Origin of the sequence: Thauera sp. (assembly GCF_047601425.1) — a bacterium.
Classification (GTDB): domain Bacteria; phylum Pseudomonadota; class Gammaproteobacteria; order Burkholderiales; family Rhodocyclaceae; genus Thauera.
In genome coordinates this window covers 322,526-343,123 of the sequence record NZ_JASGJL010000002.1, presented here as the reverse complement: position 1 = coordinate 343,123, position 20,598 = coordinate 322,526, and the positions used below count along the sequence as shown (strand labels likewise).

Sequence of the window (20,598 nt, the reverse complement as noted above, 5' to 3'; positions counted from 1 at the left end):
GCCGCAGTGCCGCATCGGCTGATACCCTCGGCGGCTTTGCTGCCCCGCGAGCCTTCGATGAGCACCCCCACGGATTACCTCGAGCGCGTCCTGAACGCCCACGTCTACGATGTCGCCGTCGAGACGCCGCTCGATCTCGCCGCCAACCTGTCCGCGCGCGTGCACAACCGCATCCACCTCAAGCGCGAGGACATGCAGCCGGTGTTCAGCTTCAAGATCCGCGGCGCCTACAACAAGATGGCGCGGTTGTCACCGCAAGCCATGAAACGCGGCGTGATCTGCGCTTCGGCCGGCAATCATGCCCAGGGTGTCGCGCTGTCGGCCTCGCGGCTCGGCGTACGCGCAGTGATCGTGATGCCGAGCACCACGCCCCAGATCAAGGTTGACGCGGTCAAGGCGCGCGGCGGCGAAGTCGTGCTCGTCGGAGAATCCTATTCGGACGCCTATGCCCATGCGCTGGAACTGGAAAAGAGCGAGAAACTGACTTTCGTCCATCCCTACGACGACCCGGACGTCATCGCCGGCCAGGGCACGATCGGCATGGAAATCCTGCGCGCTCATGCCAAGCCCATCCACGCCATCTTCTGTGCGGTCGGCGGCGGCGGCCTGCTCGCCGGCGTCGCGGCATACGTCAAACGGGTGCGGCCGGAGACGAAGATCATCGGCGTCGAGACGCTGGACGCCGACGCGATGACGCAATCGCTCGCCAGCGGCAAGCGGATCGCCCTGGACCAGGTCGGCCTGTTCGCCGACGGCACCGCGGTCAAGCAGGTCGGCGTCGAAACCTTCCGCCTGTGCCAGCAGTACGTGGACGAGATGATCCTGGTCGACAACGACGCCATCTGCGCGGCGATCAAGGACGTGTTCGAGGACACCCGCTCGATTCTCGAACCCTCGGGTGCGCTTGCCATCGCCGGCGCCAAGGAATACATCAAGCGCCACAAGCTGCGCGACAAGAACCTGGTGGCCGTCGCCTCCGGCGCCAACATGAACTTCGACCGCCTGCGCTTCGTCGCCGAACGCGCCGAACTCGGCGAACAGCGCGAGGCCGTGCTGGCAGTGACGATCCCCGAAAAACCGGGCGCCTTCCTCAAGTTCATCAAGCTGCTGGGCAACCGCAACATCACCGAGTTCAACTACCGCTACGCCGACGCCGAACATGCCCACATCTTCGTCGGCGTCACGGTGCACAACCGCAACGAAGCCAGCCGCCTGGTGGAAATGCTCGAGCGCCACGAACAGCCGGCGATCGATCTGACCGACGACGAACTGGCCAAGACCCATGCCCGCTACATGGTCGGCGGCCGCTCGCCGCAGGCCGAGAACGAAGTCGTCTACCGCTTCGTTTTCCCCGAACGGCCCGGCGCGCTGGTGAACTTCCTCTCGCGGCTGCATTCGGACTGGAACATCTCGCTGTTCCACTACCGCAACCACGGCTCGGATTTCGGCCGCGTGCTGGTCGGCATGCAGGTGCCGCCGGAAGACACCCAGGCGTTCGAGGACTTTCTGCAGCAGCTCGGCTACGAATACGAAGCGGCGACACACAATCCCGCCTACCGGCTGTTCCTCGCCGGCTGACGGCGGGCTTCAGCGCACAGCCGGGGCCGTGCCAGTGCGTGCTGCCCCGGTATGCACCGCGCCACTCTCCGTGACGATCCAGTCCATCGGCAGGTCGTGCGGCTGCGGCAGCACGCTGGGGACGCGGCCCAGTTCGAAACCGACGCCGATGGCGACGGCGTCCATCTGCGCCAGCGTGCGGTCGAAGTAACCGCCGCCGTAGCCCAGGCGATAACCGGCGGCATCGAAGGCGTTCAGCGGCACGATCACGGCCTCTGGCACCACCTCCTCCGGCACCACCGGGTACGGGATGCCGTGGCGATCGGGCGCCATATCGGCCCCCGGCGTCCAGCGGCGGAAATGCATCGCCGTGCCGGCCGCCACGACCACCGGCAAGGCCGCCGTCCGCTGCGCATCCCGCATCAGCCAGTCCTGGACCCAGGCCCTCAGATCGGGCTCGGCACGGAACGGCCAGCAGAAGGCCAGCACACGGGGCGCCACTTCACCGATCACGCCATCGAGATGTGCCGTCAGGCGCGCGGTGAGTCGTTGCCGCTGCGCCTCGTCCAGCGCCTCGCGGGCCTGGAGTGCGTGCCGGCGCAGGAATTTGCGACGCTTCTCGATGTCATCGGCGGGGTCGGAAACAGGCTTCGTCACTGTGGTATGGTGCTTGCAATGAACAGCAGGGGAAGTATGAAAACGGGCTTGATGAGGGTCGCACTCTGTGCGGCCGGGATGTTGCTGTCGGCGACGGCGCAGGCCCAGGTGCCGCCGACGTTCGGCGACGAGCGCATCGTCGCTGCTCGCGAGGCGGTGCGCAAGGGGGACCGCGACACGCTCGACATGCTCGCGTCCGAATCCGGCCCGCACGTGCTGGACCCATATGTCCGCTACTGGCGTTTCGTCAATGTGCTGGCACGCCCCGAACAGCCTCCCCCGGTGCAGGAGCTCGAGGCTTTCCTGCGGCAGGAAACCGGCACCGTGCTGGCCGAACGCCTGCGTGCCGACTGGCTGCGCCGCCTGGCTGCGGATGGTGACTGGACAGGCTTCTCGGCGCTCTATCCGGACCTGCAGAACCCTGACAGCGAAATGCGCTGCACGGCCTGGACCGCCCGCCTGATGACCGGCGACACCAGCGCGCTCGACGAAGCCGCGCAGGAATGGCGCTCCCTGGACAATGCTCCGGCGGCCTGCGACACCGTGCTGAGCGCCACTCACGCCACCGGCAGGGTCGATGACGACGAGGTCTGGCGCCGTGCCCGCCGCCAGGCCGACACACGCAAGCCCGACGATGCGTTGCTGAGCTGGCGCTGGCTGCCTGCCGACATCGCGCCGGCCGCCGCCGATGCCGAACAGGCCTTGCGCTCTTCCGCCGCGTGGCTCGACCGTCTGCCGGCCAATTTCGCCGTCACCCGCGCCGGCCGGGAACTCGCCCTTGCCGCGCTGACGCGCATCGCCTGGCAGGACGCCCGCCTCGCCCATGCCCGCCTGCTGCGCCTGCAGGACCGCCTCAGCGGCGAGGAGCGCGGCGAAATCCAGGCCGTCATCGCCATGCATGCCGCCATCGACCAGATGCCCGAAGCGATGGCCTTCTACCGCGCCACGGGCAAGGCCGAGCTGACACCGTCACAACGCGCCTGGCGCGTACGCGCCGCGCTGCGCGCCGGAGACTGGGCCGCCGTGCGCACGGCCATCGAAATCATGCCGGAATCCGAGCGCCAGCAGCCCGAATGGACCTACTGGCTCGGTCGCGCGCATGCCGCGACCGGCCGCGCCGAAGACGCCGAGGCACTCTTCAGCCCTATTGCCGCCGAACCGCATTTCTACGGCATGCTCGCCGCCGAGGAACTCGGCCAGCCCTTTGCGCTTCCCTCGGCCGGAGACCCGCCGTCCGTGCCCCCGCTCGACGAGGCCGAGAACGATCCCGCCCTGCGCCGCGCCCTCGCGCTGTACCGGCTCGATCTGCGCACCGAAGCAACCCGCGAGTGGATCTGGGCCTTGCGCGGCCGCGACGAAACCTTCCGTCTTGCTGCGGCACATCTCGCGCTGCGCAACGAGCTCTACGACCGCGCCATCAACAGCGCCGAACTCTCCAATCCGCGCGCAAACTATGCGCTGCGCTTCCTGGCCCCCTACCGCGAGCTGATCGAACCGCAGGTGCACATGCAGGGACTCGACCTCGGCTGGGTGTACGGCCTGATGCGGCAGGAAAGCCGCTTCGTCGTCCCGGCGCGCTCCAGCGCTGGCGCCCAGGGCCTGATGCAGGTGATGCCGGCGACCGGGAAATGGGTGGCGAACAAGATCGGCCTGCGCGGCTACCATCCCCGCCTGCTGAACGACCCCAGCACCAACGTGCTGCTCGGCACCAGCTACATGCGTCTGATCCTGAACGACCTGGACGATCACCCGGTGCTGGCCAGCGCCGGCTACAACGCCGGCCCGGGGCGTGCGCGCCGCTGGCGCGACGACAAGCCGCTGGAAGGCGCCATCTACGTCGAGACCATTCCCTTCAACGAGACGCGCGACTACGTCAAGAAGGTGATGGCCAATGCAGTCATCTACGGTGCGATGTTCGAACACCGGCCCCAGTCGCTGAAAGCACGGCTGGGCGTGATCGGCCCGCGCCCGGCCAGTGAATGAGCCGAGTCTTTCCGGAGTCCCAACCATGAATATCAAACGCGTCGTCCTCATCGGTGGCACCGGCTTCGTCGGCCATGCCGTCGCCAATCGCCTCGTCGAAGCCGGCATCCGCGTCATCGTCCCCACCCGCCGCCGCAGCCGCGCCGGCCACGTCCTGCTGCTGCCCACGGTCGAGGCCGTCGAAGCCGACGTGCATGACCCCGCCACGCTGGAGCGCCTGCTTGCCGGCGCCGACGCAGTGGTCAACCTGGTCGGCATCCTGCATTCGCGCGGCGGCGAGCCCTACGGCGCGGACTTCGCCCAGGCCCATGTCGAGCTGCCGAAGAAGATCGTCGCTGCCTGCCGCAACACCGGCGTGCGCCGGCTGGTGCACACCAGCGCGCTCGGCGCCAGCGCCGACGGCCCCTCCGGCTACCAGCGCTCCAAGGCCGCGGGCGAAGCGGCGATCCGCAGCACCGGCGCCGACCTCGACTGGGTCATCCTGCGGCCCTCGGTGATCTTCGGCCGCGACGACCGCTTCCTGAACCTGTTCGCCAACCTCGCCTCGACCTTCCCGGTGCTGCCGCTGGCCGGCGCCGATACCCGCTTCCAGCCGGTCTGGGTCGAGGACGTCGCCGAAGTCGTCTGGCGCAGCCTATGCACGCCGGCGGCAGCCGGCCAGATCTTCGAGGTCGCCGGCCCCAGGGTCTATACCCTGCGCCAGCTCGTCGAATACGTCTCCGCCCAGATCGGCAAGCCGCGCCCGGTGATCGGGCTGCCGGAAAGCCTGGCGATGCTTCAGGCCGCGCTGCTGGAGCTCGCTCCCCAGCCGCCGATGAGCCGCGACAACGTCCGTTCGATGCGCGTCGACAACGTCACCGATGGCCCTCCGCTGCCCTTCGGCCTGCAGCCGACCGCCATCGAAGCCCTGGTGCCGAGCTGGCTGGGCGATGAAACCGTCCGCTCGCGCTACCATCCCTTCCGTCGCCACGCGCGCCGCTGACGCGCGAGCGCCCCCACCCACAAGCCCATCATCATCACCCGGAGTCGGCCATGAAGCTCATCATCGGCAACAAGAACTACTCGTCCTGGTCCCTGCGCGCCTGGCTCGCCGCGCGCGAAGGCGGCTTCAGCTTCGGGGAAATCGACATCCCGCTGTTCATCCCGGGCAGCCGCGAGCGCATCCTGGCGCACTCGCCCTCGGGCAAGGTACCCTGCCTCAACGATCACGGCCTGCTGGTATGGGACTCGCTGGCGATCGGCGAATACCTCGCCGAGAAGCAGCCCGCGCTGCTGCCTGCCGACGCTGCCGCGCGAGCCACCGCCCGCGCCGTCACCGCGGAAATGCACTCCGGCTTCCAGAACCTTCGCAGCAGGATGCCGATGAACATCCGCAAGGATTACCGCGGCTTCGGCCACACGCCGGAGGTCGATGCCGACATCGCCCGCATCACCGCGATCTGGAACGACTGCCGCGCCCGCTTCGGCCAGGACGGCCCCTACCTGTTCGGCCGCTTCAGCCTTGCCGACGCCGCTTTCGCGCCGGTCTGCTTCCGCTTCCAGACCTATGGCGTGCAGCCGGACGGCGCCGCCGGCGAATACCTCGCCACCATGCTCGCCAACCCGCACATGCAGGACTGGGCAGCCGCAGCGCGCGCCGAGACCGAATCGATCCCGTCCGAGGATCTGTACGGCTGATGCAATGCTACGTCGTGGGCGGCGCGGTGCGCGACGCCCTGCTCGGGCTGCCGGTCTCGGACCATGACTGGGTGGTGGTCGGCGCCACGCCCGAGGACATGCTGGCCCGGGGCTTTCGCCCGGTGGGCAAGGATTTCCCGGTCTTCCTGCATCCGCAGACCCAGGAGGAATACGCGCTCGCCCGTACCGAGCGCAAGTCGGGCAAGGGTTATAGCGGCTTCGTCTGCCACGCATCGCCCGACGTCACGCTCGAAGAAGACCTGCTGCGCCGCGACCTGACGATCAACGCCATCGCACGCGACGCGGACGGCAGCCTGATCGACCCCCACGGCGGCATCCGCGACCTCGAGGCCCGGGTGTTCCGCCACGTCTCGCCTGCCTTCGCCGAAGATCCGCTGCGCATCCTGCGGGTGGCGCGCTTCGCCGCGCGCTTCGCCGACTTCGACACCGCACCGGAAACCCTCGCGCTGATGCGCCGGATGGTCGAGGCCGGCGAGGTCGACCACCTCGTCGCCGAGCGGGTGTGGCAGGAATTCGCCCGCGGCCTGATGGAACAGAAGCCGTCGCGCATGATCCGCAGCCTGCGCGACTGCGGCGCCCTCGCCCACATCCTGCCGGAAGTGGACAGGCTGTTCGGCGTACCCCAACCAGCTCAACATCACCCGGAAATCGACACTGGCGAGCACGTCATGATGGTCATCGACCATGCCGCCGCCACGGCACAGCCGCTCGCCGTGCGCTGGGCCTGCCTGCTGCACGATCTCGGCAAGGGCGACACGCCGGCCGGCATCCTGCCGCACCACTACGGCCACGAGCAGGCCAGCGCGCGGCGCGCACGCGAAGTGTCGATGCGGCTGAAAGCACCGGCCGACTGCCGCGACCTGGCCGAAATGGTCGCGCGCGAACACGGCATCTTCGGCCAGGCGGCGATCCTGCGGCCCGAGACCATGGTCAAGGTGCTGGAGCGCTGCGACGCCCTGCGGCGGCCGGAACGCTTCGCGCTCGCACTCGATGCGGCGGCTTGCGATTACTTCGGCCGCGGCGGCGGCCCGCGGCCCGAATGGGCGCCGCGCACGGCCTGGCTGGCAGCGCTGGATGCGGTACGCAAGCTCGATGCCGGCGCGATCGCGCGCAGCTGCGCCAACAAGGAGCGGATACCCCAGGCCATCCACGCCGCCCGGGTCGACGCAGTGCGCGCACTCGGCCTCCGCACTCCTGCCGCCAGCCCGAATCCGGCAGGCAGCACGCGAACGTGATCCAGTCGGCTTGGCGCCGTGGCAAGCTGCGTGCAAAATCGCCCTCACGACAGCGGATGAGCCCCCAGAACAAGAAACGCACACGCCCCTTCTCCGCTGAGCACGAGCGGCCCCGCACCGTGCCTGCAGCCCTCTTCCCCAGGAGCCCCAAATGAATACTCGCCGCTTCGGTGACCTCGAAGTCCTCTGTCACTCGCCCTCCACCCCGGTCCACGCCACCCCGCTGCTGTTCGTGCACGGCGCCTACGTCTCGGCCTGGTGTTGGGAAGAGCACTTCCAGCCCTGGTTCGCCGCGCGCGGCTGGACGTCCTATGCGGTGTCGCTGTCCGGCCACGGCTACAGCCGCCAACGCGAACATCTCGACACCTATTCCATCGACGACTACGTGCGCGACGTCGCCGAAGTGGCTGCGTCGCTGCCGGCGCCGCCGGTGCTGGTCGGCCATTCGATGGGCGGCCTGGTGGTGCAGAAATACCTCGAGCGGTACGATGCCCCCGCAGCCGTGCTGATGTCCTCGGTGCCGCCGCAGGGCCTGATGAGTTCGGCGCTCGGCCTGATGATGCAGCGGCCCACGCTGATGAGCGATCTCAACCGCATCATGGCGGGCAAGGACATCGACATCCGCAGCCTGCGCGAAGCGCTGTTCCACCAGCCGGTGGACGCTCGCGACCTGCAGCGCTACTACACCCTGTGCCAGCCCGAATCGCACCGCGCGATCTGGGACATGACGCTGTTCAACCTGCCCAACCCGATGCAGGTGCGCAGGGTGCCGATGCTGGTCCTCGGCGCCGAGCACGATGCCCTGATCCCGCCCGACCAGGTGCGGATGACCGCCATGACCTACGGCCACCAGGCGGAGATCTTCCCCGGCATGGGCCACGGCCTGATGCTGGAGAAAGACTGGGAAAAGGTCGCCGAGCGCATTGCCGCCTGGCTCGAAGACCAGCGCTGCTGAAGCGGCGGCCCGCCGGCTGCACGCCTACAAGGTATGCAGCCGGTCGCCGCGGGCGAAGCCCTGCAGCGGTTCGGCCATGCCGCGGCCGAGCGCCAGCACCTTGAACAGTTCGCCCATCTCCTGCGGCGCCGTCAGCCGCTGCACCGCCCGCGCGGCGCGGATGTAGTCGGCGCTTTCCTGCGGGCCGCGCCGCGCCAGGCAGTCGAGCACGCCGCAGTTGAACAGGAAGTGGGCCTGGGACGTGTAGCCCAGCACGTCCAGCCCCGCCGCGAAGCCCGCTTCCGCCACCGCGGTGAAATCGACGAAGGTCGTGATGTCGTTCAGCCCCGGCCACAGGAAGGGGTCGCCGTGGGCATGATGGCGGTAGTAACACAGCAAGGTGCCGCCGGAACGCGAAGGCAGGTAGTACTCGGCGCGCGGGTAGCCGTAGTCGATCAGCAGCATCGCGCCACGCTCCAGGCGCTCGGCCCAGGACGCCACCCAGGCGTCCCCTGCCAGGTTGAGCTCGGTCACGTACTCGCCGCCGGCAGGTGCGGGCAGATCCAGGGCCTGCGCCGCCTCGCGCACCGTGCCGGTCGCCGGCACGTCGGCCCAGCACAGGCGGCGTCCGCCTGCGCCGTCGTCGGCAAGGCCCACCCCGCGCTCGAACAGGCCGTCCGCACGCGAGGCCAGCAGATGAACCGGCATCACGTCCAGCACTTCGTTCGCCACCACCGCGCCGCTGAAGCGCTCGGGCAGTTCATCCAGCCAGCGCACCCGCGCAGCCAGGTGCGGCGCCTTCTGTGCCAGGGTGTCGAACTGGCGTTCGCGCAGCTCGCCCGACAGTTCGAGAATGCCGTAGTGCTCGGGCAGGCAGCCGCGGCGCTCCAGTTCGAGCAGCAGGTCGGTGGCGAGCAGGCCAGTGCCGGCGCCGACTTCGATCACCTGCGGCGTGCTCACCCGCATCACCTGTTCGACCTGGGCGGCCAGCGCCTGGCCGAACAGCGGCGTGAGTTCGGGCGCGGTGATGAAATCGCCGCCGGGGCCGAACTTTCGCGCACCGCCGCTGTAATAGCCCAGGCCCGGTGCGTACAGCACCCGCTCCATGTAGCGTGAGAACGGCAGCCAGCCGCCGGCCCCATCGATGTCGGCCTCGACAAGCCGGAGCAGGCGGGTGCTCTGGTCGAGCGCATCGGCGGAGGGCTGGGGCAATGAAGACATGGACGCGGCAGGCATTGAAACGGAAGTGCGGGATTGTACCGGCAAGCCCGATCGTCCATGCTCACGCCGTGCAGATCATCACTTTCGCCAGGGATACCTGACATGACGCCTTTCGATTCGGCCAGGCCCTCTCTCGATACGCATGAAGCGGACACACTGCCCGTCGTCCTCGTCACCGGCGCCGCCCGCCGCGTGGGCGCAGAGATCGCCCGCCAGTTGCACGCCGCCGGCGCCCGTGTCGTGCTCCACTACCGCAGCAGCGGCGGCGAGGCCGACAAGCTGGCAACGGAACTGAACACACGGCGCGCCTGCTCGGCCGCCACCGTCGGCGGCGATCTCGCCCGCTTCGGCACTGCCGACGAAGTCGCCGCCGCCGCCCTCGCCTGCTTCGGCCGCATCGACGGCCTGGTGAACAATGCCTCCAGCTTCTTCCCCACTCCGCTCGGCAGCATCGACCGCGCCGCCTGGGACGAACTGGTCGGCTCGAACCTGATGGGCCCGCTGTTCCTGTCGCAGGCGCTGGCGCCCGAAATCCGGCGCCGGCATGGCGCCGTGGTCAATATCGTTGACATCCACGCCGAACGGCCCTTGCCGCACTACCCGGTGTACAGCGCGGCCAAGGCCGGACTGGCCGGGCTGACCCGTGCGCTGGCGATCGAACTGGCGCCGGAAGCCCGCGTCAACGGCATCGCGCCGGGGCCGATCGAATGGCCGGAAGACGGCCAGTTCTCTGCCGGCGAACGCCAGCACATCATCGACCACACCCTGCTCAAACGCATCGGTTCGGCAGCGGACATCGCCCGCACGGTGCGCTTCCTGATCTTCGATGCGCCCTACATCACCGGCCAGATCATCGCCGTCGATGGCGGCCGCAGCGCCCATCTGTAGGCCGGGGAAGCAGCGCCAAGTGTATAATTCTTCGCTTTTTTCGCCGACCGAGCCGATCCGTGAGTGCAGCCATCGCCCCGCTTGAACCCCTCGCCCCCGCCGTCGATGCCGGGCCGGAAACCCGCCATTCGAACACCTTCCTGCGCCTGAAGAAGAAGCTGGAGCGCAGCGTCGGCGAAGCGATCGGCGACTACGGCATGATCGGCGACGGCGACACCGTGATGGTGTGCATCTCGGGCGGCAAGGATTCCTACACGCTGCTGTCCTGCCTGCTGGCGCTGCGCGAACGCGCGCCGGTCGACTTCCGCATCGTCGCGATGAACCTCGACCAGAAGCAGCCCGGCTTCCCCGACCACATCCTGCCGGCCTATTTCGAGTCGATCGGCGTCGAGTACCGCATCGTCACCGAGGACACCTATTCCATCGTCAAGGACAAGATCCCGGAAGGCAAGACCACCTGCTCGCTGTGCTCGCGCCTGCGCCGCGGCATCATCTACCGCACCGCAAAGGAGATCGGCGCCACCCGCATCGCGCTTGGCCACCATCGCGACGACATCCTCGAGACGCTGTTCCTGAACATGTTCTTCGGCGGCAAGATCAAGGCCATGCCGCCCAAGCTCGTCAGCGACGACGGCAACCATGTCGTGATCCGGCCGCTGGCCTACTGCACCGAAGCCGAGATCGCCCGCTTCGCCCGCGCGATGGATTTCCCCATCATCCCGTGCAACCTGTGCGGCTCACAGGAAAACGCCCAGCGCAAGCAGATCAAGGCGATGCTGCAGGGCTGGGCGCGCGACTTCCCCGGCCGCATCGAGTCGCTGGCGACCTCGCTGAAGAACGTCGTGCCCTCGCATCTGGCCGATCAGCGCCTGTTCGATTTCGCCGGACTCACGCAGCAGACGGAAGTGGAGGAAGGCGACACCGCCTTCGATCCGCCCGAACTGCCGCGCCTGGCGCCGCAGGCCGTCCAGATCGTGGCGCGCCTGCAGGACGGGGACTGAAGCCGCAGTCCGGCGAAGACTTGCACAACGGGCCGCATTTCAACATCATTGGATGCTGCCACGCACGCTCCCCGTATCCAGACGACATCCAAGCCATGCCCGACCGCAAGAACCTCTGCGTGCTCGCCGCCAATGTGGTCACCGACGACAATTTCGTCGCCCGCCTAGGCAGCACGGAAGCCAGCCATGCGGCCGAACGCTGCCTGAATCGCATCGAGCGCGCGATCGCAGCACACGGCGGCCAGATGCTGCAGCAGCAGGGCCGCTCGATCGTCGCAGCCTTCGAGCGCAGCGACACCGGCGTGCTTGCCGCAAGCGACATGCTCGACCGGATCAGGAGCCTGCCGAGCATGAACGGGCTGCGCCAGCCGGTACGGATCGGTCTGCACTACGGCATCGTCGATCCGTCGCAGGGATCGGGAGAAGGCATCGACGTTGCCCAGCGCATCGCCGGGCATGCAGAATCGGAACAGGCGCTGGCCAGCAGCACCGCGGTGCTGCTGCTGACGCCTGCCGCCCGCCATACCGCAAGCGCCCATCCGCTGCAGACCCAGGCCCTGCAGGCGCTGGACTGGCCGATCTACGCCATCGGCCAGCGCATGGGCACGGTGACGTCGATCCCGGCCACCGCGCGGCTGTCGCAGCGCCTGCGCCTGCGCCACCAGCAGGACGTCGTGTTCGTCGAGGAACAGCGGCCCGTGCTGCTGCTTGGCCGCGAACTGGGCAACGACATCGTGATCATGGACCCGCGCGCATCGCGCCAGCACGCGCGCATCGAACGGCAGCGCGACGGTTTCACCCTCATCGACGAAAGCACCAACGGGACGTTCATCTCGATCGAAGGCGGCGAGGAACGCCGCGTACGTCACGACAGACTGGTGCTTCGAGGGCCGGGGCGCATCGGCTGCGGCTTCTCCGCCGATGAAATCGAGCGTGACCTGGTGTTCTTCGACATCGTCTGAGACCGTACCCGCCGCCACGCGATCACGCTTCCCCCACGAAGCATTGCGCCGCCTTCCCGCGATTGGCGAGTCGGCGGCACATGCATGAAAGCCCATCAGGCCTTGGTGCACTCGGCAATGAAAGCCTTGCGCTTGGCGCCGGTCAGCGACTGCTCGGTCGCCGCCAGGTTGCAGGCCTTCTTCTTGTCAACACCCTCAGCCGGCGCCGCGGCCCGGGAAACCGGCTGCTCGGCCGCCGCGGGCGAAGCAGCTGCCTCCGCGGCGACGTGCTTGCCCTTCAGGCAAGTGCTCATGAACGCCTTGCGTTCATCGCCCTTCAGTTCCTGCGCCTTGGCTTCGGCGTTGCAGTTCCTCATCCGGTCATGCTGAGGATTGGCCAGTGCGCCGGCAGGAGCCAGCATCAGGACGGCAAGGCTGGCGACAAGAGCACGCAATGTGTTTTTCATCATCGAATCTCCTCTGGTGTACGCAGCATGGCTGCAGTCCGATTCTGCTGACGGCATATTCATATGTCAATTAAATTAATCCATACGTCATCATCGCCGCAGAACCCGGCTTCATCATGGACCTTGGCTCCGATCTCGCCCTGCTCGGCTCGCTGACGCTTGCTGCCTTTCTCGCTGCCACCCTGCTGCCCGGCGGTTCGGAAGCGGTGTTCGCCGGCCTCGTCGCCCTTCGGCCGGACCTGAGCCTGCCCGCACTCGTGCTGGCGACCCTCGGCAACACCGCGGGCGGCATGAGCACGTACGCACTCGGCCGCCTGCTGCCGCGCAAGGAGCTGCCGCCGCGGCTCGAACTGGTGCGCCGCCACGGCAGCCTGATCCTGCTGCTGTCCTGGGTGCCGCTGATCGGCGATGCGCTGTGCGCCGCGGCAGGCGTGCTGCGCCTGAACTGGCTCGCCTGCATGGCCTGGATGGCCCTGGGGAAGGGTTTGCGCTACGGTGCGATCGCCTGGCTGCTGGCGTGAGGGCGGACACCGCGCATACCGGAACCGGATCATGCGTCGCGCGCTGGAGTCGAGTCACGGGCCCTGGCCTATACTGCGCCCCTTCCCCTGGACAGGAGCCCCTCCACATGGAGACCGCGGATGTCGTGGTGATCGGCGCCGGCGTGATCGGCCTTGCCTGCGCCAGCGCACTGGCCGCAGCCGGCCGCGACGTGCTGATCGTGGAGCGCGAGCATTGCATCGGCAGCGGCATCAGCTCGCGCAACAGCGAAGTGATCCACGCCGGTCTCTATTACCCGCCCGGTTCGCTGAAAGCGCAGCTGTGCGTGGAAGGCCGGCAGCGCCTGTACGCCTACTGCGCGCAGCGCGGGGTAGCCCATGCCCGCTGCGGCAAGCTGGTGGTCGCCAGCCGCGAGGCCCAGCTCGATGCGCTGCAGGCGATCGCCGGCCGCGCACACCGGAACGGCGTGGACAACCTGCGCCTGTTCGGCCGCGCCGAGATCGCCGAGTTCGAACCCGCACTCGATGCTGAAGCCGCACTGCTGTCGCCCTCCACCGGCATCGTCGACAGCCACGGCCTGATGATGGCCCTGCTCGGCGATGCCGAAAGCCGCGGCACGATGCTGGCGCTCGGCAGCCCGGTGATCGGCGGTAACACCGATGGCGACGGCGTCGTGCTTGAAATCGGCGGCGAGGCTCCGACGATGCTGCGCGCACGATGGGTGATCAACTCGGCCGGCCTGGATGCGGTGGCGCTCGGCCGCGCCATCCGCTGCGCGGCGTCGACACAAGCGCCGGAAGCCCATTTCGCCCGCGGCGTGTATTTCAGCTACAGCGGCAAGGCCCCCTTCTCGCGCCTGATCTATCCGATTCCAGAACCGGGCGGACTGGGCGTGCATCTGACCCTGGACCTCAGCGGCCAGGCCAGATTCGGCCCTGACGTGGAGTGGATCGACCGCCCCGACTATCACGTCGATCCATCCAGGACCGCGCGTTTCGCCACGGCGATCCGCAACTGGTGGCCGGCGCTCGACGCCGAGCGCCTGCAGCCTGGCTACGCCGGCGTGCGGCCCAAGATCGTCGGCCCCGGCCAGGCGGACGCGGATTTCCGCATCGACGGCCCGGCACGGCACGGCGTGGCCGGACTGATCCACCTGTACGGCATCGAATCGCCCGGGCTGACCGCCTCGCTGGCGATTGGCGCTCATGTGGCGAAACTGGTGAACAGTTGATCCCCGAGGCGCGTCGGACCAGAACTGCTCCTTGCCGCCCAGGTGTCCATGCTTCGGGTAAGGTCTTGTTTTTTGCTGCATGGTGCACTGCGGTCGGCTAAAATGGCACGTTTCCCAGCAGCAGCCACCCCGGTACCCCGATGAGCCAACGCCTGCGCGAGATTCCGTACAACTACACTTCGTTCTCGGATCGCGAGATCGTCATGCGCCTGCTCGGCAGCGAAGCCTGGGCCGTGCTCGACGAATTGCGCGCGGAACGCGTCACCGGCCGTTCGGCACGCATGCTGTACGAAGTCCTCGGCGACATCTGGGTGGTGCGCCGCAACCCCTATCTCGAAGACGACCTGCTCGACAGCCGCGAGCGTCGCGAAGCGCTGATCGGCGCACTGAACCACCGCCTCAACGAGATCGAGAAGCGCCGCCAGGGCAACGACCGCGTGACCCTGCTGATCGCGCGCACCCGCGAGGCAATCGCCAGCTTCGAAAGCTGGTTCGACAATACCGCGCGGCGGCGCAAGTCGGTGCTCAAAGCCCTGTCGCGCCATACCCGGCGCGACAACATCTGCTTCGACGGCCACGCCCGCGTGTCGCACGTCACCGACGCCACCGACTGGCGCGTCGAATACCCCTTCCTCGTCCTCTACCCCGACACCGAGGAAGAGATGGCGCCGCTGGTGCGCGAGTGCATCAGCCTCGGCCTCACCATCATCCCGCGCGGCGGCGGCACCGGCTACACCGGCGGCGCGGTGCCGCTGGATGCCAACTCGGTGGTGATCAATACCGAGAAGCTGATCTCGATCGGCGCGGTCGAGGACATGGTGCTGCCCGATGCCGACGGCAAGCCGATGGATTCGCCCTACGCGACGATCCGCACCGGCGCCGGCGTCGTCACCGATCGGGTCTCCGAAGCCGCCTCGCTGGCCGGCCGCGTGTTCGCGGTCAACCCGACTTCGGCCAGCGCCTCCTGTGTGGGCGGCAACATCGCGATGAACGCCGGCGGCAAGAAGGCCGTGCTGTGGGGCACCGCGCTCGACAACCTGGCGTGGTGGAAGATGGTCACGCCGGACGGCAACTGGCTGGAAGTCGAACGCCTGGACCACAACTTCGGCAAGATCCACGAACAGCATACCGCCCGCTTCCGCCTGCGCCGCTTCGACGGCCTGACCTACGCGCCGCTGGGCGAAGAGCTGCTGTCGATGCCCGGCGCCCACTGCCGCAAGGACGGCCTGGGCAAGGACGTCACCGACAAGTTCCTCGGCGGCATCCCGGGCGTGCAGAAGGAAGGCACGGACGGCCTGATCGTCGCCGCGCGCTGGGTGCTGCACAAGATGCCGCCGATCACCCGCACCGTATGCCTGGAGTTCTTCGGCCAGGTACGTGAGGCGGTGCCGGCGATCGTCGAGATCACCGACTGGTTCAAGCCGGGCGGCGCCGGCAACCTCGCCGGCGTGCTGCTGGCGGGCCTCGAGCACCTCGACGAACGCTACGTGAAGGCGGTCGGCTACGCCACCAAGGCCAAGCGCCACGGCCGGCCGAAGATGGTGCTGATCGGCGACATCGTCGGCTTCGACGAGAACGCGGTGATGCAGGCCGCCTCCGAAGTCGTGCGCATGACCAACAGCCGCGGCGCCGAAGGCTTCATCGCCGTCAGCCCCGAGCAGCGCAAGCGCTTCTGGCTCGAACGCAGCCGCACCGCAGCGATCTCGCGCCACACCAACGCCTTCAAGATCAACGAGGACGTGGTCATCCCGCTGCCGCGCATGGGCGAGTATTGCGACGGCATCGAGCGCATCAACATCGAGCTGTCGCTGCAGAACAAGATCGAGCTGTGCGACACGCTGGAAACCTTCCTGCGCGGCGAGCTGCCGCTCGAAGTCAAGGACGAGATCGTCAACCGCGAGACGCTGATCGCCGACCACCGCGCCCAGGCGCTGGCCTATGTCGCCGCGGTGCGGCGGCGCTGGCAGTGGCTGCTCGACAACCTCGACCTGCCGCTGGCCGAGGCCGAGCCGCAGTTCGCCGGCTACGGCATCGAGGCCGGCGAGCTCAGCAACCGCGCCGCCGATCCGGTGCTGTTCCACCGCCTGCAGGACTACTCCATCCGCGTGTCGTGGAAGACCGAGCTGCGCCCGCTGCTCGAGCAGGTCTTCGACGGCGCGCTGTTCGCCCGCATCCTGGCCCGCATCGCCGACATCCACCGCGAAGTGCTGCGCGGCCGCGTCTTCGTCGCGCTGCACATGCACGCCGGCGACGGCAACGTGCACACCAACCTGCCGGTCAACTCCGACCACTACGAGATGCTGCAGACCGCCAACCGCGCGGTCAACCGCATCATGGCGCTGGCGCGCAGCCTCGACGGCGTGATCTCGGGCGAGCACGGCATCGGCATCACCAAGCTCGACTACCTCACCGACGAAGAGATGGCGAGCTTCTGGGCCTACAAGCAGAAGATCGACCCGGAAGGCCGCTTCAACCGCGGCAAGCTGATGCGCCAGGGGCCGATCAAGGGCAACCTCGACAACGCCTACACGCCCAGCTTCAACCTGATGGGACACGAGTCCATCATCATGGAGCAGACCGACGTCGGCGAGATTTCGCACGACATCAAGGACTGCCTGCGCTGCGGCAAGTGCAAGCCGGTGTGCTCCACCCACGTGCCGCGCGCCAACCTGCTGTACAGCCCGCGCAACAAGATCCTGTCCACCTCGCTGCTGATCGAGGCCTTCCTGTACGAGGAACAGACCCGCCGCGGCGTGTCGCTGGCGCACTGGGCCGAGTTCGAGGACGTCGCCGACCACTGCACGGTCTGCCACAAGTGCGAGAAGCCCTGTCCGGTGGACATCGACTTCGGCGACGTGTCGATCAAGATGCGCAACCTGCTGCGCAAGCAGGGCAAGAAGTCGTTCAACCCGGGCAAGGCCGCGGCGATGGCCTTCCTGACCGTCAAGGATCCGGCGACGATCAAGGCAATGCGCGTCGGCATGATGGACTGGGGCTACAAGGCCCAGCGCTGGGCACACGAGACGGCGAAGAAGTTCGGCCTGATCCAGCCGCAGGTGAAGACACCGCCGGCCACGCTCGGCAAGCCGCCGGTCAAGGCCCAGGTGATCCACTTCATCAACAAGCCGATGCCCGGCAACCTGCCCAAGCGCACCAGCCGTGCGCTGCTCGACATCGAGGACGACAAGGTCATTCCGGTGATCCGCGACCCGCAGAAGGTCAACGGCCCCGACTACAACGGCGATGCCGTGTTCTACTTCCCCGGCTGCGGCTCCGAGCGCCTGTTCAGCCAGGTCGGCCTCGCCACCCAGGCCATGCTCTACCACGTCGGCGCCCAGACCGTGCTGCCGCCGGGCTACCTCTGCTGCGGCTACCCGCAGACGGCCGCCGGCGAGGACGAAAAGGGCCAGAAGATCACCACCGACAACCGCGTGCTGTTCCACCGCGTCGCCAACACGCTGAACTATCTCGACATCAAGACCGTGATCGTGTCCTGCGGCACCTGCATGGATCAGCTGCAGAAATACGAGTTCGAGAAGATCTTCCCCGGCTGCCGGCTGCTCGACATCCACGAGTACCTGATGGAGAAAGGCGTCAGGCTCGACGGTGTGCAGGGCGTGAAGTACATGTACCACGAGCCCTGCCACACGCCGATGAAGGTGCATTCCGGCATCAAGGTGGCCAACGAACTGATGGGCACGCGCGTCAACCTGTCCGACCGCTGCTGCGGCGAATCCGGCACGCTGGCGGTCGCCCGCCCGGACATCTCGACCCAGGTGCGCTTCCGCAAGCAGCAGGAGATCGAGAAGGGCGCGGCGCTGCTGCGCGAGGACGATCCCAACGCCCGCATCAAGCTGCTGACCTCCTGCCCGAGCTGCCTGCAGGGCATGCACCGCTACGCCAACGACGCCGGCGGCGTCGAACCCGACTACATCGTGGTCGAGCTCGCCCGCCACCTGCTCGGCGAGAACTGGCTGCCCGACTACGTCGGCAAGGCCAACAACGGCGGCATCGAGCGCGTGCTGCTGTAGGCAGAGGCGGCGCAGCAAAACAAAGGGCCGGGATCGCAAGACCCCGGCCCTTTGCCTTCGACCCCGCTACAGCAAGGCTGGACGAGCCAGCCATCGCGCCGGGCAGCGCAGCCTCAGCCTTCGGCAGCTTCGCTGGGGTGGGTTCGATCCCATAGCGCACGCAGCGCTTCGCTCGCGGTCATGCGCAGGCGGTGACGGACGATGCGGCTGACCTCGGTATCGCCCGGGTTGATCTCCACCGTCGGCACGCCATCCTGCGCCGCCCATACGACGGGCCCGGCGATGTAGGGAAAGACGCTGGTGGTGCCGATCGAGATCACCAGATCGACCCCCTGCTGCAATACGTGCTCCAGGCGCTCGAGCGCACGCGCCGGCAGCTGCTCGCCGAACAGCACGATGTCCGGCCGCATGATGCCGCCGCAGCGCGGGCATTCGGGCGGGATCTGCAGGCCGGCATAGTCGATCACCTGGCGCGCATTCATGCAGTCGTCGCAGCGCAGGCGGCGCACCGTGCCGTGCATCTCGATCAGGTTGCGCGAGCCGGCATCGGCATGCAGGCCATCGACGTTCTGCGTCAGCACGCAGACCATCGGCTTTTCCTGCTCGAGCGCGGCGATCAGGCGGTGCGCGGTATTGGGGCGGGCGCCGCGGCAGTTGGCCTCGATCTCGGCGATGTACTTCCACGATACTTCCGGCCGCAGCGCCATCATCTCACCCGACAGCGCCTCCTCGATCGTCAGCCCCTCCGCCGTCAGGCGGTCATGGTAGAGGCCACCGATGCCACGGTAGGTGGGCAGGCCGGAATCGGCCGAGATGCCGGCGCCGGTGATGAAGAGAATGCGCTGAGCCTGTCCCAGCAGCGAAGCGACGCGGTCCAGATCGGGGTCCAACTGAGCGTGGTACATGGCTTGCGGAACTCAACGCCTCTTGGGCTGCAAGGCAGAAGACTTTGGCGCGGTGAGCTCGATGTAGCGCTGCCGGTCTTCATCGAAGCGGTCGAGGATCGCCGAACGCTCGCGCATCTTGGCGTCGATCACGCTGCGCTGGGCGATGATCTCGCCGTCCAGGCTGCGGATGTTCTCCTCGATCACCGGATCGACCTTGCCTTCGCCGGCCTGGGCGGCCTCCTCGATCAGCTTGTGCTGGCGCTCGATCAGCTCGGCCTCGCGCTGGCGCAGAACCTGGATGGACTTGTCCAGCGAACCGACTTCCCGGTCACGCCGCTCATCGAGATGCTCCAGGCTGCGATAGGTCTCCAGCAGGGCTTCGTCCAGGCGCAACTGCTTCAGGCGGGCCGCCTCCCTGGCACGATGTTCCCGCTCCAGCGCATTGCGCTGGGCGATCTCCTCGGCGGTCAAGGGCGCGGGCACGAAGCGGCGCAGGGTTCCCGATGGGCTCATCTCGCGGTAGGCACGGCCGTAGCACACCGGCGGCAGGATGTCGCCGCAGACCGGCTGGCTGCCGACGTCGCAGCAATAGATCACACGCCCGCCCGGCGCCTGGGCCATTGCACCGCCCGCTGCGGTCAATGCAGCGACAAGCAGCACGCCCGCCAGGGCAGCCTTCCCGGTCAGGATCTCAGTTCGACGCAATGCCATACTGTTCGCGATAGGCCTGCACCGCCCCCAGATTCGCCGCAAGTTCGGGGCTGCCGGCCAGATAGGCGATCAGGTCTTCGAGCGTCGCGACCGCAATCACCGGAATGCCGAACTGCTCTCGCACTTCCTGCACCGCCGACAGCGCGCCCTTGCCGCGCTCCATGCGGTCGAGGGCGATCACCACGCCCGCCGGCGTCGCGCCCGCGGCCCGGATGATCTCCACCGACTCGCGCACCGAAGTGCCGGCCGAGATCACGTCGTCGAGGATCAGCACGCCGCCCTTCAGCGGCGCGCCGATCAGGGTGCCGCCTTCGCCGTGGTCCTTGGCTTCCTTGCGGTTGAAGGCGAAAGGCATGTCGATGCCGCCCTCGGCGAGGCGGATCGCCGTACCCGCCACCAGCGGAATACCCTTGTAGGCCGGCCCGAAGAGCATGTCGCAAGCCACACCCGACGCGCGGATCGCGCGGGCGTAGTAGCCGCACAGTTCGCGGAAGGATGCGCCGTCGTCGAACAGACCGGCATTGAAGAAGTATGGCGAGTTGCGGCCTGCCTTGGTCACGAAGGCGCCGAAGCGCAGCACCCCCTTGCGACAGGCGAGCTCGATGAAATCCCGGCTAAAATCCACGGCTGTCCGGCTGCTGTGCAGCATTTCTGG

At 67.9% G+C, this 20,598-nt stretch carries 18 protein-coding genes; 12 read left to right on the top strand and 6 right to left on the bottom strand.

Annotation, left to right across the window (positions count from 1 at the left end):
- Positions 1 to 57 precede the first annotated feature (57 nt).
- On the top strand, positions 58 to 1,578 hold the full coding sequence (gene ilvA, locus QM748_RS18135) for a threonine ammonia-lyase, biosynthetic (protein WP_415248388.1): 1,521 nt from the start codon (positions 58 to 60) through the stop codon (positions 1,576 to 1,578).
- Positions 1,579 to 1,587: 9 nt separating this feature from the next.
- Here the strand turns inward: ilvA and QM748_RS18130 are convergent, their stop codons facing one another.
- Complete coding sequence (locus QM748_RS18130) at positions 1,588 to 2,214, bottom strand: 5-formyltetrahydrofolate cyclo-ligase (protein WP_415248387.1); 627 nt, start codon at positions 2,212 to 2,214, stop codon at positions 1,588 to 1,590.
- A 36-nt stretch (positions 2,215 to 2,250) separates the two neighbouring features.
- Between QM748_RS18130 and QM748_RS18125 the strand changes: the two genes are divergently transcribed.
- The 5 genes from QM748_RS18125 (at position 2,251) to QM748_RS18105 (ending at position 8,085) form a co-directional block, all read left to right on the top strand.
- On the top strand, positions 2,251 to 4,197 hold the full coding sequence (locus tag QM748_RS18125) for a transglycosylase SLT domain-containing protein (RefSeq protein ID WP_415248386.1): 1,947 nt from the start codon (positions 2,251 to 2,253) through the stop codon (positions 4,195 to 4,197).
- Between the two features lie 25 nt (positions 4,198 to 4,222).
- Positions 4,223 to 5,179: a complex I NDUFA9 subunit family protein gene (locus QM748_RS18120; protein WP_415248385.1), complete on the top strand. Its 957-nt coding sequence runs from the start codon at positions 4,223 to 4,225 to the stop codon at positions 5,177 to 5,179.
- Between the two features lie 50 nt (positions 5,180 to 5,229).
- A complete protein-coding gene (locus tag QM748_RS18115) occupies positions 5,230 to 5,874 on the top strand; it encodes a glutathione S-transferase family protein (RefSeq protein ID WP_415248384.1) in 645 nt (214 codons plus the stop codon).
- Positions 5,874 to 7,130: a multifunctional CCA addition/repair protein gene (locus tag QM748_RS18110; protein WP_415248383.1), complete on the top strand. Its 1,257-nt coding sequence runs from the start codon at positions 5,874 to 5,876 to the stop codon at positions 7,128 to 7,130. The genes QM748_RS18115 and QM748_RS18110 overlap by 1 nt, the downstream gene beginning before the upstream one ends.
- Positions 7,131 to 7,281: 151 nt before the next feature.
- Positions 7,282 to 8,085 carry an alpha/beta hydrolase gene (locus QM748_RS18105; RefSeq protein ID WP_415248382.1) on the top strand — a complete coding sequence of 268 codons (804 nt, stop codon included), beginning with the start codon at positions 7,282 to 7,284 and terminating at the stop codon, positions 8,083 to 8,085.
- 24 nt (positions 8,086 to 8,109) lie between these two features.
- Here QM748_RS18105 and QM748_RS18100 read toward each other — a convergent pair whose 3' ends face one another.
- Positions 8,110 to 9,285 (bottom strand): class I SAM-dependent methyltransferase, encoded by a 1,176-nt coding sequence (locus QM748_RS18100; protein WP_415248381.1) that lies wholly within the window; start codon positions 9,283 to 9,285, stop codon positions 8,110 to 8,112.
- Positions 9,286 to 9,387: 102 nt separating this feature from the next.
- Here QM748_RS18100 and QM748_RS18095 point away from each other — a divergent pair, with 102 nt between their 5' ends.
- The 3 genes from QM748_RS18095 (at position 9,388) to QM748_RS18085 (ending at position 12,136) form a co-directional block, all read left to right on the top strand.
- Positions 9,388 to 10,173, top strand: coding sequence for a pteridine reductase (locus QM748_RS18095; protein ID WP_415248380.1), 786 nt, complete (start codon positions 9,388 to 9,390; stop codon positions 10,171 to 10,173).
- A gap of 59 nt (positions 10,174 to 10,232) precedes the next feature.
- Positions 10,233 to 11,174, top strand: a complete 942-nt coding sequence (gene ttcA / locus QM748_RS18090) for a tRNA 2-thiocytidine(32) synthetase TtcA (protein WP_415248379.1) — start codon at positions 10,233 to 10,235, stop codon at positions 11,172 to 11,174.
- Between the two features lie 95 nt (positions 11,175 to 11,269).
- Positions 11,270 to 12,136, top strand: a complete 867-nt coding sequence (locus QM748_RS18085; RefSeq protein ID WP_415248378.1) for an FHA domain-containing protein — start codon at positions 11,270 to 11,272, stop codon at positions 12,134 to 12,136.
- A gap of 95 nt (positions 12,137 to 12,231) precedes the next feature.
- On the opposite strand, the gene QM748_RS18080 is transcribed toward QM748_RS18085, so the two are convergent.
- A complete protein-coding gene (locus QM748_RS18080; protein WP_415248377.1) occupies positions 12,232 to 12,585 on the bottom strand; it encodes a PsiF family protein in 354 nt (117 codons plus the stop codon).
- 113 nt (positions 12,586 to 12,698) lie between these two features.
- Here QM748_RS18080 and QM748_RS18075 point away from each other — a divergent pair, with 113 nt between their 5' ends.
- The 3 genes from QM748_RS18075 to QM748_RS18065 all read left to right on the top strand — a co-directional run bounded on the left by QM748_RS18075 (position 12,699) and on the right by QM748_RS18065 (position 18,345).
- Entirely contained in the window at positions 12,699 to 13,103 is a 405-nt protein-coding gene (locus tag QM748_RS18075) for a YqaA family protein (protein WP_415248376.1), read from the top strand.
- Positions 13,104 to 13,210: 107 nt separating this feature from the next.
- Entirely contained in the window at positions 13,211 to 14,314 is a 1,104-nt protein-coding gene (locus QM748_RS18070) for an NAD(P)/FAD-dependent oxidoreductase (RefSeq protein ID WP_415248375.1), read from the top strand.
- A gap of 140 nt (positions 14,315 to 14,454) precedes the next feature.
- Positions 14,455 to 18,345, top strand: a complete 3,891-nt coding sequence (locus QM748_RS18065; protein ID WP_415248374.1) for a DUF3683 domain-containing protein — start codon at positions 14,455 to 14,457, stop codon at positions 18,343 to 18,345.
- 113 nt (positions 18,346 to 18,458) lie between these two features.
- Here QM748_RS18065 and QM748_RS18060 read toward each other — a convergent pair whose 3' ends face one another.
- From QM748_RS18060 to pyrE, 3 genes are read right to left on the bottom strand one after another with little or no spacing between them, the layout of a single operon-like run.
- Complete coding sequence (locus QM748_RS18060; protein ID WP_415248373.1) at positions 18,459 to 19,250, bottom strand: NAD-dependent deacylase; 792 nt, start codon at positions 19,248 to 19,250, stop codon at positions 18,459 to 18,461.
- Between the two features lie 12 nt (positions 19,251 to 19,262).
- The gene (locus QM748_RS18055; protein ID WP_415248372.1) at positions 19,263 to 19,943 is read right to left on the bottom strand and encodes a hypothetical protein; all 681 of its coding nucleotides are present in this window, start codon (positions 19,941 to 19,943) and stop codon (positions 19,263 to 19,265) included.
- The gene (gene pyrE / locus QM748_RS18050) at positions 19,924 to 20,592 is read right to left on the bottom strand and encodes an orotate phosphoribosyltransferase (protein WP_415248371.1); all 669 of its coding nucleotides are present in this window, start codon (positions 20,590 to 20,592) and stop codon (positions 19,924 to 19,926) included. The genes QM748_RS18055 and pyrE overlap by 20 nt, the downstream gene beginning before the upstream one ends.
- Between the last annotated feature and the right edge of the window lie 6 nt (positions 20,593 to 20,598).